We start from the raw sequence: 14,624 nt of genomic DNA, 5'->3' as shown, positions 1-14,624 counted from the left end.
CATTTGCATTTATGTTATAGTAAGCGGTATCCTACGCCAGGCTCAGTGATAATATGGCGCGGACGTGACGGGTCGCTCTCTATTTTCCGCCGAATTTGCCCTATAAACACGCGCAGATATTGAATGTCATTTTCATAGGCCGGCCCCCAAACCGTGCGCAGAAGAAACTTATGGGTTAGAACTTTTCCGGCATTAAGAGCCAGGTTTTTCATCAGCTCATATTCCGTCGGGGTCAGTTTAATTTCTCCTTCGCCCACTTTAACCTGACGATGAGCTAAATCAAGCAGCAGATCCTCAAAAATTAAAATCGGCTCCTCTTCCTCCACTCCCACGGAATGACGTAAAGCAGCACGCATCCGGGCCAGCAATTCGCCCATGCTAAACGGTTTAGTTACATAGTCATCAGCTCCATGATCAAGAGCAGCTATTTTCTCAGTCTCCTGTTCCGTCACGGAAAGAATAATGATGGGAACTTTGGACCATTCCCTGATTTTTCGCAGTACTTCCATGCCACTCATATCGGGCAACCCTAAATCTAAAATAACCAGGTCCGTACCAAACAAGGCAACCTCGTTTAAACCGGCTTCCCCGGCACCGGCCTCCCGCACTTCATAACCATGGCTGGTCAAACTAACCCGTAAAAACTTGCGGATTTGGACCTCGTCATCAATGATTAAAACTCGCTGCCCCTTCTTGTCCATGCCAGTCTCCTCCTTCGACGGGAACTTACCGGAGAGTTCCCCTATTATAAGGGCAAATTGAATATAATCGTTACACCGCCAAGCTCATTGTTCTCAGCCCAAATCTCACCATTGTGAGTTTCGACTATTCCTTTGCATATTGACAGCCCAAGACCTGTTCCACTGACTTGAAGCGGCGAGTTAAGGCGATAAAACTTGTCAAAGACCTTGCTTAAGTCGGTTTCAGGGATAGGTGTCCCGCGATTGGCGACAGAGATTTCTAATTTTGCCGAGAGTTGTTTAACAGATATGGTTATCTTGCTGTTCGGCTCCGAATATTTAACCGCGTTGTCCAGCAAATTTATGAGAACTTGTTCGATTAAAATATAATCGGCTTGAACCAACGGCAAGCCAACGGGGATATCGATATCGAGCAAACGTTTGGCCAGAACGATTTCCAACCTGTTGACCGCCACTCCGATGATATCTTGAATATCGCACCAGTCTTTGTTTAGTTTGAGCATTCCGCTTTCCAGGCGAGCCATGTCTAAGAGATTATTGACAAAGCGATTCATTCTTTCCGCCCCTTGAAGAATCGTTTGCAATAAATCCTGACGGGCATCCGGAGAGTACACCACATCGTGATCTTCCAGCAGCCCTGTAGCCGCGCCAATAATTGAGGCCAAAGGGGTACGCAAATCATGAGACAAAGAATTAAACAATGCTGTGCGCAAACGCTCAGATTCTGCCAAAGTATGAGCCTGTCTTGCTTCACTCGCCAGCTTTATCCGATTGATCGCCATCGCCGCTAAGCCGGCAAAAGCATCCAAAAAACTTATCTGTTCGGGGTCAATTTGACCTTTGGGATGATGAAAACAAATTCCCAAAACTCCCTGAGTTCCTTGTTCGGTGGTCAGCGGCAAGTAAAGTGCCTTCGCTGACCCTAAAGTTTCAGTTCCCTGGCCGGCTTTCAGACCCCGCTCATAAACCCAAGCGGCAACAGCCAGCTCACTCTCAGTTAGAAAATGATCCGAACTGGAACTTTGACTTAAAACTAATTTATTTTTTTCATCGGGCAATAATAGGACAACCTGACCATCTAAAGTATCTGCAATTTTTCGCGCAATACTGTCCAAAACGCGTTCTAACTTATCAACAGCAGTAAGATCCCGGCTGAGAGAGTATAAGGCCGTAACCTGTTCCTCACGTTGCCGGGAATAATTGATTTGGTCTTTTAAACGCGCCGATAAAGTCCCGGTGACAAAGCCGACAATGATTAAAATTACAAAACTAATAACATAACGAAAATCACTGACACTCAAGGTAAAAAAAGGCGGGACAAAAAAGAAGTTAAAAATTACAACACCAATCCCAGCCGTGACAATCGCCGGAAATTTACCCCAGCGTGCACCGCTGAAAAGCACCGGAAGAACACAGAGCATAAAGATATTTACAGGGCCAAGGAATGAAGCAGCGGGAGCAACAATAAGCGTCAGGACCGCCATCATCAGGGCGGATATTAAATACGGTGTATAGGAATACTTCCTGTGCAGTGGAATATTGCCCAATGATCTACCGTTATCCTTTTTCACCTTTTCAGGCTTTTGCTCGTTTGCCTCTCTCCGTCCGCAAATAATGTGAATGCTGATTCCATGACTGTTGCGAATCACTTTATCGACAATAGAGCCATGCAACAACTCCTTGAAACGCGTACGTTCCGGCTTGCCAATGATTATTTGAGAAACATTGCGTTTGCGGGCTAAGGCCAAAAGTTCTTCTACAATATCATCTCCGTGGAGAGTCACAATTTCCGCGCCTAATTTTCCGGCCATGCTGAGGTTCTGTGCCATAGTGCTTTTTTCAGCCTCGCATTTAGGCATTTGCCCGGGCGGAGCCACATGAACAGCCAGCCAGTCGGAATTTTGACGTGCTGCCATTCTCTTAGCCGTCCGGATGAGCCGGGCAGAAAAAGGATTACTGCTCACACAGACCATTATTTTTTCTCCTGAAGGCCAAGGACCATCAATACCGTGAGTCTGCATATAAGATTCCAATTGACTGTCTACCCGTTTGGCCGTGTAACGTAAAGACATTTCACGCAAAGCATTGATATTGCCGGGACGAAAAAACTTTTTCATAAACTCAGCTGCTTGCCCTTGAATAATAACCTTGCCTTCTTCAAGTCTTTGGATTAACTCGTCCGGGGTAATATCTACCACCTGAACTTGCGAAGCAGCTTCCAGCACCCGATCAGGCACTGTCTCCAGTACCCTGACTCCGGTTATTTGTGCCACAACATCATTTAAACTTTCCAAATGCTGAATATTTAAAGTAACATAGACGTTGATACCGGCCGTCAACAACTCTTCAACATCCTGATAGCGTTTGGTATGACGGGAACCCGGGATATTAGTATGAGCTAACTCATCCACTAAAACCAACTGTGGATGGCGTTCTAAAATAGCTTCCAGGTTCATTTCTTTAAATGTCCTGCCCATATATTCCCGGGTTTTTACAGGAATAGCCGGAATATCACTGAGCAAAGCTTCAGTTTCTGTTTGGGCGTGAGTTTCGACAAAACCTGCCATCACGTCCATACCTTCGGTTAACCTTTCTCGAGCCGCCTCCAACATGGAATAAGTTTTACCAACCCCGGCGGTTGCTCCCAAGAACACAGTGAGTTTCCCCTGACCTTCCTTTTCAATGCCGGGCAGCGATTCCTGAGAGTCAGTTTGTCTCTCTTTCGTCATTTCTGAATCACCTGTTTGCTAAGATTTTCCTATATTCCTAGCCATTGCACACGCTTGTTCCTTGGTTGAGGAGTCATAGCTGCTTACTAATTTTTCGTTTGCTTCTCTTATTTGTTAGAATGCTTTCAAACCTCTTGGTAGCTAAATTTCTTAATAAAATGGGCTAATTCGACGCTGCCTTATTATAGCCCAAAACCCCATAAAAATAGTCTAAATATCAAGACCTAAAACATAAAGAAAACATAAAGATTTATTATTTTTAACACAGCATGGCTAGCGCACACAAAGGCTATAATGAAACCCATTCCCAAAAGCTTAACCTGATTTGATCAAAAGCCCCAGCAAACGCCAGGGCTAATTTAATAATGCTAAAACACGGCAGTACAAGGACTTCTAAGCGATGATTTCACCTTGAAACCGCCTTTCCGTTAGCTAATTATTTATTTCAAAACATAAAAAAACCTTTACTAATAGAGGAGTAAATCCCCCTTTAGGAAAGAAAAATTACTTAATCCTATCCAATTGCACCTAAATTGTAGCACAGTAAAAAAGTCTTGTATATAATGGGTCCTTTTTGTAAAAGCAAAGAAGCAAATCTGCCAAATCGGAAAAAATTAGTCAATTCACGTCCCCTAGCGGAATATGGAGGCAATCATCAGACTAAAAATCGTCAGGTTAGTCATGCCCTCCATAGCTAAAAGTAATCGAGTCGTGTTCTCTCTAGGCACTATGTCGCCTACCGGTCCCACAGAAATACTCAAAGCACTGTAGTAAATAAAGCTAATTGCCTTTTCCAGCCAAATCTCTCCCAACTGACCCGTAAAGCTTCCCGGGAATAGAATATACATCATTAAATCAACTGCTGCAAACAACAAAGTAGCCGAGACTAATCCAATCCCGATGGTTATGAAACTCTTTAGCGGATCTTTAGAATAAGAACTGATCAGATTTTGGCATATAAACATGGCAATCCCGCTTATTGATATAAAAACATAGGCCAGAATCAACAATTTCTGCCCACTATGCGCAGGCGCCTTGGGAAAGTCCCTTCTAAGAGAGTTCAATTTAAAACTTATAAGATAAGCGACTCCCGTACCAAACAAAGCCGGGAAAAGCAGATTTACATTTTTAATATGCCTGCCTTCCGGGAACGAAGAGCCTAACGACTTTGAAGAAGTTTGTAACCAAATATCCGGTTCAACCTTTTTAGGCGGGAAAATCGGAGAACAATGGCTGCGCGAATTATAATTTGGTAACTTGTAGCTGTGATGAAAAACTTCGGAAAATAATTTGGATTTTAATAAAGATACGCAGCCCAATAGATAACAGTTGAAGCTGTAGCCCATCCTCCTCAGTCCCTTGCCTCAATAATCTTTGGTATTTTATGTAAAAAGTGTTCATATTGTTCTTGGACCTCTCAAAGCGATCTCCAACCAGGCCCAGCGGCAAACCTTAAAAATATTTTAGAAAAATTTTAGCAATTCCTTTGTTAATTTTTAAACTTACTTTTTATAATATCCCTAAAAGCAAAAGTAACATCAGAAAACTGCTCGCACCAATAACAACAAGGAACCCGATATTCCTCATTGAAAATACAGAAAACAAAGAAATAGTTAAAGGAGGAGTTTCAATGCGGCATCACCATCATCTGACAAAACATAGTCAGACAAACTATATTTTAATCAACACCAGACTTTGCAAAGCCTGCTGGCAATGCGTAGCTGCCTGCCCCAGCAATGTTCTGGGCAAAGTTAACGTCCTGATTCACAAGCACGTTCGAATCAATAATCACCAGAATTGCCAAGGGTGCCTGGCATGTGTAAAAGCGTGCCCCTATAAAGCAATCAGCTCTTTAAAAATAAGCCGTTAAAACAAGACTAGCTCAGGAATAGCTAAAGAAACGTAAAATTATAAATAACATTTTTATGATTAAACAAGCAAAGAACTCTTAAACACTCTGCGCAGAAACCTTTAAGAATTCTTTGCTTGTTTGTCTTATTTAATTGGTAATTTGTGTCAATATGTCCCATTTGGACGTATAGTATACCAGCAATAGCAAAGGAGGTTTTATAAGGATGTCCTATGCCGGTATTGCTATAGTTGTTGTTATTATACTTCTGTTAATCGCAATGGGAATTGTCTTTTAACCTGCTATTTATAAAGTAATAAGGAGGGAATTTTATGTTCGGCTTGGGAAAATGTCGTTTTCCACACATTACACCCGTGGGGGCCCCGCCACACATTGGTCCTACTGGCTGTAGCTGCCTGCCCGTTCTCCCCTGTGTTAGTGTTGGAGTTGGAACCGGAGCAGGAACAGGCCTTGGCGTTGGTGTAGCGATTATTTTTATCGCTATTTTAATTCTTATCGCCTTAGGGGTAATTTTCTAAGAAGTCAATTGGACCAGGTTTTACAGGCCTGGTCTTCCTTTATTTAGAGGATTAAAAGCACTTCTTTGCTTGGTTTTGATTCTATGACCCGGTTAAGTCAATATACTTAAATTAATTAATGTCATTAAGGTTGGTGAAAGCAGTGAAGCAGCACCCAACAATTTTAGTCCTTCGCCACCCGGTCTATAGTTTGGCATTATTCCTCCTAGCTGTTTTGCTTCTGTTGGCAGGCGCCAAGCACAGCGCTGAACAACCTGAACAACCCAAACATCCCATAACGGCGCCAACTGTCAGCGGTGAAATAGCAATCGTCATCGACGATTTTGGCATTGACAATCCTGGCACACAACAGATGTTGGAACTTGGTGTTCCGATTACCGCGGCAATTATGCCCAACCTGCTGTACTCACAACAAGAAGCAGACTTAATACATAACCTTGGCTATGAAATCATCCTGCATATGCCCATTGAAGCTAAAAATGGGCGTCCTGAATGGCTGGGGCCCGGCGCCTTGACCACGAATTTGTCACCTCAGGAGCTTAGAGTTCGACTAAACAACAGCTTGGAACAAATTCCCTATGCGGTCGGAATTAGTAATCACATGGGGTCAAAGGGCACTGAAAATCCCAACATCGTAGAAGCTCTTGTCGAGACGGCTAAAGAACATAACTTATTAATTCTCGACAGTAAGACAAGCGAATCCACTATTCTGGCCCAACAAGCTAAAAAAGCCGGGGTTAAATCCGGCACCCGGGATGTTTTCCTGGATAATTCAGCAGATCTCAATGCCATAAAAAAACAAATAAAGCTTCTGATTGCTAAAGCTAAGACTTCGGGAAAAGCCATAGGCATAGGGCATGTCGGACCTCAAGGTCCCAATACGGCACGGGCTATAAAAGAAATGCTGCCTGAAATAAAGGCTCAAGGCATCAAAATAGTTCCTTTATCCGAATTACTCCGATCTCAATAAACCTTTTAACCTTTATCCCGGATTAACTTTTATAAACCTTGTCCCCTAATTTTGACCTTAACTCTTTCATAAATTGCTCTTTATCGTGTTGCTGCAAATGAGACAAGAGGATATTTAATGTTAAAGGCGCCGAACTATAAGTATAGGCAAGCGTTAATCTGTTATTTTTCTCGTGAACTGACGTCAGATCTTTTAAAAAGATTTCTTTCGCCGCAAGACTATTGTTCACGACTAATCTCTCTTCATCCAGCCCCAAATAAGGCTTATGATAAATGTAAGCATCAACAACAAACATCAAGGCAACCAAAATCAGGAAAAACGCGGCCCCGCTATTTTTCACCATAAGTTGAAGCAAAGCGACAAGCAAAATCATGATACCGGAAAATAAGAATAGCACGGACATTATGCTTTTACGTTTAAAATATTTCATTGTACATCCCCTTTTGATTCACTTTCCCACTCAAGTTATTTAGGCTTATGGGGCAGCAAGGTTCTCGCTCTTGTAATACTTCTCTCACCATATTTTTCTTTAAGTAAATCAATGACTTCGGTGAGAGCTTGGCTATTCTTTTGCGGTTCGGAAAATAAGGAAAGCTGCCGCTCCGCTGCAGCGCTTAAATTATGAAGCGTTAAACCAATCAGCCTCAGCGGTTGCTTAAGAGATACTTCTTTTAGCAAACTACAGGCTTCCCTGTAAATAATGTCATCCAAGTCGACAGCTTCTAATAAGGTCTGAGAGCGAGAAACTGTATGAAAATCATCATAGCGAACTTTTAGGGTCACTGTCTTTGCTCTTAAGGCCCTTTTACGCAGGCGCCGTCCCACATCCAAGGAAAGGTTCAATAGAGCTGTCTCCAAAACATCACGATCAGCAATATCCAACTCAAAGGTAGTTTCACGGCCAATAGATTTTACAATCCTTTCACTTTCGACCGGCCGATCATCAATACCTTGAGCCAATTGATAAAGCTGATTTCCCTGAACTCCGAATAATTGCCGCAAATAGCCAAGCTCTAAAGAACGCAGATCTCTGACTGTTTTGACATTCAGCTTATGCAACTGTTCCGCAGTTTTTTTACCAACTCCCCAAAGTCTTTCTATCGGCAAAGGCTCCAGAAACTCCCGGACTCTCTCCGGCGAAACAACTACAAAGCCATCCGGTTTTTGCAAATCTGAAGCAAGTTTAGCCAAAAACTTATTGCAGGCTACGCCGACCGAAGCCGTCAAGTTTAATTCCTGCTGGATGCGTTGTTTAATCGTAAGCGCAATTGTGTCCGCAGGGCCAAATAACTTGATAGATCCGGTAACATCTAAAAATGCTTCATCCAATGACAGCGGCTCCACAAGAGGAGTGTATGTCAGAAATATCTCCCGGATTTGCAGAGAAACCTCTTGGTACTTGCGAGCGTTTACAGGCAAAAAGATTGCCTGGGGACAACGCCGAAAAGCCTCTGCTATAGGCATCGCCGAATGAATTCCGAATTTACGGGCTTCATAAGAAGCAGTGCTAACCACACCCCGGCTGTTGGGTCTGCCCCCTACCACTACCGGCTTTGCCCGGAGAGTAGGATCATCCCGCTGCTCTACGGAAGCATAAAAAGCATCCATATCAACATGTATTATTTTTCGTACCATTGCCCAATCATTCATAAAAACATTATAACTTTTTTCACCTTCCCAGGCTACTTCAATTAATCTTGTCCCTGCCCGCTTTCGCCTGGCGGCCAGTCATTTAGCAGAACCTCCGCTCTCAAAATTCTTCTTTAATTTAAGACTGGAACTGGCACGAAATATAAAACATATTCTTAACCTTTAATTATCTAAAGAATGGTTAAACTAAAGGCGGAGGTGATTATTTTGTTAACGGCCATTAGCAGGGCAATTGAAAAAATTAACAGCATAGGCAAAACGGCAAAGGATAAACAATCTAAAATAAGTGTCAGTGAGGTATGGCACCTATGGGATTTGCTCGTTGCGCGCTACGACGTTATTTCAGAAACCCAGATGCTTAAAGATTTTGCCAGTGATTTTGACTTTAAATTTATCCTTGAAAGTGGCTTAGATACTCTAAAAGACCAAGTGAATCATTTAGAAAGACTTATGGGAGAGTATGGTATACCTCTCCCGGAAAAACCGCCTGAAACAGTAACCTCTACGGTGGACTTAGAAGAAATTACAGATAAGTATATATACAGACGAATTTTAAGAGGAATCCAAGATTTCCTGAATATTCATCTTAGTTCCGTTTCCCAAGCCACGAGCGCCATTATGCGCGGAACATTTATTGCTATGCTTGTAGAAGAAATAAAAATTTTTGATGGCTTCATGGAATATGGAAAATTAAAAGGCTGGACATATACTCCTCCGCACTATAAATAATAAGCCAAACTTTCGAAAATAAAGGAGAACCAATTATGGAAACTACGCAAAATACAACTCAGTCAGATCAGCTGCATGTCCAAACTCTGCCGCAAGAATTGTCTTATCCTGCGCCAAATTCATCGGAAATCGGTCATTTATGGACGAGTTATCAGGCCGAAACAGTCTCTGTTTGTATGCTCAAACAATATGTCCATGAGGCATCCGATCCTGAGATTCGGTCTCTGCTGCAACGAACGCTTGATATCTCCAGCCAGAGGGTGCAAACTATGAAGAACCTCTTTGAGACTATTCATCATCCCATCCCCATGGCTTTTGGCGAAAAGGATGTCACTATTAATGCCAAGGCTTTGTTTAACGATTCTTTTAAACTGGCCTATACAAGATTGATGCATAAGTTGGTTCTAATTAATAATTGCCAGGCCTTTAGTATTTCCAGCCGCTTGGATTTCCGCGACTACTTTAAGGAGTGCATCGATACATCTCAGGAGATTATTCAGAAAGCTACAAACGTTCTCATTGCTAGAGGAGCCCTAATTCATTCTCCTTACATAGAAATTCCCCAAAACATAGAGATTGTCCACAATAAGAATTATGCCGGTACATTATTTGGCGATACCAGAGCGCTGAATGCCATAGAATTAAGTCATATTATTTCACTTCTGGAAACCAAAATGCTAATTAGGCTGCAAACTATTGCCTTTAGTCAGATTGTCCGCTCGGATATTATTAGAAACCATTTCCTTAAGATTATTCACATAGCCGATAAGCACATCCACAAACTGGAATCTATTTTAGATGCTGAAAAATTACCAAAGCCTACCACGATTTACTACAATGTAACGGATTCGGTAGAATCCCCCTTCAGCGACAGGTTAATGCTGGCTCATTCTACGGCGACAACAGCCTTTGTTATTGCCGGATATGGACTTGCCATCCCCAACAGTCCAAAATTAGATCTCTTATCAGCATACCATAATTTCGCAGGCGAGCTTTTGAATTTGGCAAAGGACGGATCAAAGCTAATGATAGAAAAAAATTGGCTGGAGCGCATACCGGAAGCAGTTAATAGAGATGAATTATTACATTGACCGGCCGATAACAAAGAAAGTTCAGTCGTTTCCAAGCTTCACCAGCAGCCACCTGGTTGGGATTATATTGGGAAAAGTATATAAACAAGTTTATTTATACTTGGGGATTAATCACAAAAAACCGAAGCACCAAATGCTCCGGTCTATCCTGCTATCGTCATTGCCAAGAAAAACGTCGTTATTCCAGCCTGAATTTATTGGGTCATAACTTTGAGCGCCTATAATTCAGACTAAGACACTCCCTAAAGTCTAGGTGCCGTTAATTTTTCCGATTTGCGGCTGACCGAGAGCCTGGGAGCGCAATTTTTGGGTTTTTTCTTGGTCAACACCGTCATTCTTTAAAGCTACTCCATAATCCTCTCTGGCCCTGGCCACGGAAATATACCCGTCGCGAACATCTCTCCACACTTTTTCAGCCTCTCGCTGATAAGGATCTCCCCAACCGCCTCCCCCTGATGAAATCATTGTGAGCACCGATCCTGGAGGCAAGGAACGGGCATCTTCTTTACTGCCTAACAAAAGAGCTGCTTCCCCTGCTCTTGTCAATTTTGAGTGATTTAAACTTCCGGGTCTTCCGGAGTGAGCGCCGAAAGGCGGAATCTTCATTCCGTCCCCAAACATAACGATATTTGTAGGATTGCCATAAAATTCAAGACTGTAACAAACCCCCGGCCCTCCGCGCCACTTTCCCGCCCCCGCACTGTCCATGACTATTTCATGACACAATGTTAGATGAGGGTATTGGATTTCGTTGGCTTCAATATTGGGGGCGCGAACCCCGCCATAATTTGACAAGGGAGCCATGTAGGGATACCCATCTCGGCCGGATATCCCCCCACCGGAACCTAGGGCACAAAACGCGAAACCGACGTAAAATTCCTGATTACGAGGATCAAGGCCATAAAACGATGGGCCACAGTAACGTCCAAAACCGGCAGGTAAGCGCTCAGCAGCGGCAGAGTCCAAGGCTTGAAAAATAGCGCTGATGATTTCACTGGCGGGAGTTAACGTACTCAGGGTCACCGGCGCGGGATCTTCAGGGTTAACTAAGCTTCCTTTAGGCAAATAAACCTTGATAGCCCGGAAAGCCCCACTGTTGCGGGGAATGTCCGGGCCCAAGGCCCAGAGAGCGCCGATCCAAGCCGCAGATGTGCTCGTCACAACAGCCGAGTTAACGAAACCTTTAACCTGAGAATCGGTGCCGGAAAAATCCAGAGTCATTTCCTCATTACGGACCTTAACTGTGACCTTTATCTTGATAGGGTGAGTCTGAAAGCCATCATCATCAACCCATTCTTCACCGGAGTATTCTCCATCCGGTAGTGCTTTAATAGCCAGACGCGCCATCTTTTCCCCGTGCTCAAGAAGATATGCCAGTGTTTTTTTAATTCCGGTCGCAGAGTATTGCTGCAACAATTCTTGGAGACGAGCAATTCCAATATTGTTCGCTCCTATTTGCGACCACAAGTCATTCTGCAACATTTGCGGGTTTCTGACATTGCGCGTGATCAGATCCATGACTTCATTGATCATTTGACCTTTGCTCATGAGTTTGATCGGAGGTATGCGCAAACCTTCCTGAAAAATCTCAGTGGCTTTGGCATTATAACTGCCGGCGACAGACCCTCCGATATCGCCATGATGTGCCCTGCTGACACAATAAAAAAGAACTTCTCCTTTCACGATTAAAGGAGTAATAATGCCTATATCCGGCAGATGATTTCCCCCTTGATAGGGGTCATTAATAATAAAGACATCCCCTTCTTGAATCTGTTCATGGTATTTTGCAATCACTTCCTGAACACTAAAGGTCCCGGCGGCGGCCAAAATGGGAATCCCATTGATCTGAGAAACCAACTCCCCGCGGCTGTTGCATATCCCACAAGCAAAATCGCAGGCTTCGGCAAAAATAGGAGATCTGGATGATTTCTCTAAAGCATAACTCATTTCTTTGGCGATTGTATCCAAGCGATTAGCAATCACCGAACGCTCAATAACTTCTTCCATCGCCGTCTGCATTAAATCCTTCCTTTCTTAGGTTAAGCAACAGATTGCCAGCCTGATCGAGGTTGGCCCGCCAGTTGTCTTCCAAAAAAACAGTCGTAAAGTTCCTTTTAATTAAGGCGGGACCTTCCACTCCCATTCCCGGTTTTAAGTCTTGCCAACGATAACTCCTGATTTCTTGCAACCCTCCAGGCCGGTAGACCGAGCAGATTTCAGAGCTTGCAGCTTCCCCAACAGTATCTTGCCCTGCCACTGTCCTAAAGCTATTTTCCTTTTCGCAAGCTAACAGTCTTAAATTTACAAGCACCAGTGATTTTTCGGGCTGGCTGTAGCCATAACGTCTTTGATGAACGGCATGAAACGCTTCGCCGATACGCTGCCAAAGTCTTATATCCGATACATTGCAGGGAAATTCCAGGGTAATTTCATGATGTTGATCAGGATACTTCAAGTCTGCCGACCAAAGGTAGCAGCGCCGGTCACTGGCAACACCCAGTCGGGAGAGCTCCTGATCTGCTTGCTCTTCAAGTTCGCTGATTGCCTCTCTGCACTTAAAGTCAGGTTGTTCGCCTAACAGTTCATAGATACCTCGGGAAACTTCAATCTGAAAAGGCGCGTAATGCAGGCCCTGGGCACAAAAAACCGGTGCCTGTGCGGGAATCACAACCCGTCGTATCCCAATTCCCTCAGCCAAAGCTGTGGCAAACAAGGGCAGAGCCCCCCCAACGGCCGCCAATGAGAACAGGCGAGGATCATACCCCTTTTTAATCGTCATCAGATAAACGGCATCAATCATCAGGGAAAGGGCGACCTGATAGATGGCATTGGCCGCTTCCGGCACAGACACTCCTAAAGGCCGGGCAATTTTCGTTTCAATCGCCTGCAAGGCTCGCTTCCCATCTAAGTTCATCCGTCCGCCGAGAAAATTGGAGCAATCGAGCAGCCCCAGTACGAGCGCAGCATCGGTGATCGTTGGCTCTTCTCCCCCCAGGCCATAACAAGCCGGCCCGGGCTGGGCGCCGGCCGAATGCGGCCCCACCCGCAGCATGCCGCCCTGATCAAGCCAGGCAATACTTCCTCCACCCGCGCCAACGGTATGAATGTCGAGCATTGGCAGCTGAACAGGATATCCGGCAACCTCCGCCTGCGGGGTCACTTCCATTTTGCCCTGGCGGATTAAGGAAACATCAAAACTTGTTCCCCCCATATCCGCTACCACTAATTCCGGCAAGTCTAACTCATGGGCTAAGGCCCAGCCCCCTTTAACCCCTCCTGCCGGTCCGGAAAAAAGAGTGGACACGGCACATCTCTTGGCCTGGAACATATCAGTCAGGCCACCATTGTTCCGGGCAAGCGACAGCGGCACCCGGAGGCCTAAATCACGCAATTGGCTATCTAAGTTGAGCAGATAGTCACTTAAGACCGGACTTAGCCGGGCATTAATAACCGTTGTCGAAGTTCGCTCATATTCACCCATTTGCGTCGAGAGTTCCGAGGACAGAGAGATAAATACTTGGGGCAAGAGAGCCTGCAAGAGTTCTTTAAACTCCCGTTCATGAGCCGGATTGCGCCAGGAAAAAAGTAAGCAAACCGCCACGGATTCTACCTGTTCCTGACGCAGGAAATCGGCGATTTCAGGTATTTGCGTTTTGTCGAGAGCTTTAAGAGGCACACCCCTATAATCCAGGCGTTCCCGCAAACCGAGACGCAAATACCGGGGCACCAAAACAGGAGGTAAAACGGCCCGCAAATCCCAGGGCTCGGACAACTGAGAGCGCCGTAATTCCAAAGCATCACGAAAACCTGCCGTCGTTATCAAGGCTGTCTTAGCCCCCTGCCCCTGAAGCAAAGCGTTAATCCCCACAGTTGTTCCATGAATGAATTTATCCGTACAGGAAAGCAATTCTCGGACTGAAAAGCCAAGCTCCTGAGCTAATGCGCTCAACCCGTGAATTATCATTTCTAAAGGATCTTTATAATTAGAAGGAACCTTCGCTGTAAAAGTATGTCCCTGTTGGTCCCTCAGCACCAAATCTGCAAATGTCCCTCCCACATCCACAGCAATCGCATACATGCTCTAACCTCCCTATAAAGAAGACTTGATTCAGGTGGAGTTTTACTCCAACTGAATCCTAGTCGCACGTATCCAGGGACTTTGCCGCTCTTGACTCACCGGGTGCCAAAGCGGGAGTCTTGTTGGGGATTGTTCATCGGATACAGATGACTTGATTCAGGTGTTGTTTTAATCCATATGATTCTTAGTCTCGCTTATACAGGGACATAGCCGCTCTTAACTCTCCGCGTGCCAAAGCGCGGGAGTCTTAGAGCGGATTAGTCATCGGATAAACCAAAGGACCCCAGG

Annotated in this window: 12 protein-coding genes; 5 read left to right on the top strand and 7 right to left on the bottom strand. The window is 44.5% G+C overall.

Features of this window, described 5'->3' with window-relative positions:
* Positions 1–14: 14 nt before the first annotated feature.
* The 3 genes from REC12_RS02765 to REC12_RS02755 all read right to left on the bottom strand — a co-directional run bounded on the left by REC12_RS02765 (position 15) and on the right by REC12_RS02755 (position 4,395).
* Complete coding sequence (locus tag REC12_RS02765) at positions 15–701, bottom strand: response regulator (RefSeq protein ID WP_308892213.1); 687 nt, start codon at positions 699–701, stop codon at positions 15–17.
* Positions 702–745: 44 nt separating this feature from the next.
* A complete protein-coding gene (locus REC12_RS02760) occupies positions 746–3,430 on the bottom strand; it encodes an ATP-binding protein (RefSeq protein WP_308892211.1) in 2,685 nt (894 codons plus the stop codon).
* A gap of 632 nt (positions 3,431–4,062) precedes the next feature.
* Positions 4,063–4,395: a hypothetical protein gene (locus tag REC12_RS02755; protein ID WP_308892210.1), complete on the bottom strand. Its 333-nt coding sequence runs from the start codon at positions 4,393–4,395 to the stop codon at positions 4,063–4,065.
* Between the two features lie 665 nt (positions 4,396–5,060).
* On the opposite strand from REC12_RS02755, the gene REC12_RS02750 reads away from it, so the two are divergent.
* From REC12_RS02750 to REC12_RS02740, 3 genes are all read left to right on the top strand, one after another.
* Entirely contained in the window at positions 5,061–5,300 is a 240-nt protein-coding gene (locus REC12_RS02750; protein WP_308892208.1) for a 4Fe-4S dicluster domain-containing protein, read from the top strand.
* Positions 5,301–5,611: 311 nt separating this feature from the next.
* Entirely contained in the window at positions 5,612–5,818 is a 207-nt protein-coding gene (locus tag REC12_RS02745; RefSeq protein WP_308892207.1) for a hypothetical protein, read from the top strand.
* 142 nt (positions 5,819–5,960) lie between these two features.
* Positions 5,961–6,788: a divergent polysaccharide deacetylase family protein gene (locus REC12_RS02740; protein ID WP_308892205.1), complete on the top strand. Its 828-nt coding sequence runs from the start codon at positions 5,961–5,963 to the stop codon at positions 6,786–6,788.
* Between the two features lie 22 nt (positions 6,789–6,810).
* Here REC12_RS02740 and REC12_RS02735 read toward each other — a convergent pair whose 3' ends face one another.
* Together REC12_RS02735 and dinB are read right to left on the bottom strand one after the other, a co-directional pair.
* The gene (locus tag REC12_RS02735; RefSeq protein WP_308892203.1) at positions 6,811–7,218 is read right to left on the bottom strand and encodes a hypothetical protein; all 408 of its coding nucleotides are present in this window, start codon (positions 7,216–7,218) and stop codon (positions 6,811–6,813) included.
* 35 nt (positions 7,219–7,253) lie between these two features.
* Positions 7,254–8,438 carry a DNA polymerase IV gene (gene dinB / locus REC12_RS02730; protein ID WP_374214159.1) on the bottom strand — a complete coding sequence of 395 codons (1,185 nt, stop codon included), beginning with the start codon at positions 8,436–8,438 and terminating at the stop codon, positions 7,254–7,256.
* A gap of 198 nt (positions 8,439–8,636) precedes the next feature.
* On the opposite strand from dinB, the gene REC12_RS02725 reads away from it, so the two are divergent.
* On the top strand, positions 8,637–9,167 hold the full coding sequence (locus REC12_RS02725; protein WP_308892199.1) for a DUF3231 family protein: 531 nt from the start codon (positions 8,637–8,639) through the stop codon (positions 9,165–9,167).
* 35 nt (positions 9,168–9,202) lie between these two features.
* Positions 9,203–10,258 (top strand): DUF3231 family protein, encoded by a 1,056-nt coding sequence (locus REC12_RS02720; RefSeq protein ID WP_308892197.1) that lies wholly within the window; start codon positions 9,203–9,205, stop codon positions 10,256–10,258.
* A 249-nt stretch (positions 10,259–10,507) separates the two neighbouring features.
* Here the strand turns inward: REC12_RS02720 and REC12_RS02715 are convergent, their stop codons facing one another.
* Positions 10,508–12,277, bottom strand: coding sequence for a hydantoinase B/oxoprolinase family protein (locus REC12_RS02715; protein ID WP_308892196.1), 1,770 nt, complete (start codon positions 12,275–12,277; stop codon positions 10,508–10,510).
* Positions 12,249–14,336, bottom strand: coding sequence for a hydantoinase/oxoprolinase family protein (locus REC12_RS02710; protein WP_308892194.1), 2,088 nt, complete (start codon positions 14,334–14,336; stop codon positions 12,249–12,251). The genes REC12_RS02715 and REC12_RS02710 overlap by 29 nt, the downstream gene beginning before the upstream one ends.
* Positions 14,337–14,624 lie beyond the last annotated feature (288 nt).

The organism is Candidatus Desulfosporosinus nitrosoreducens, assembly GCF_030954495.1.
GTDB lineage: Bacteria > Bacillota > Desulfitobacteriia > Desulfitobacteriales > Desulfitobacteriaceae > Desulfosporosinus > Desulfosporosinus nitrosoreducens.
This window is presented reverse-complemented; position numbering and strand designations above follow the sequence as displayed.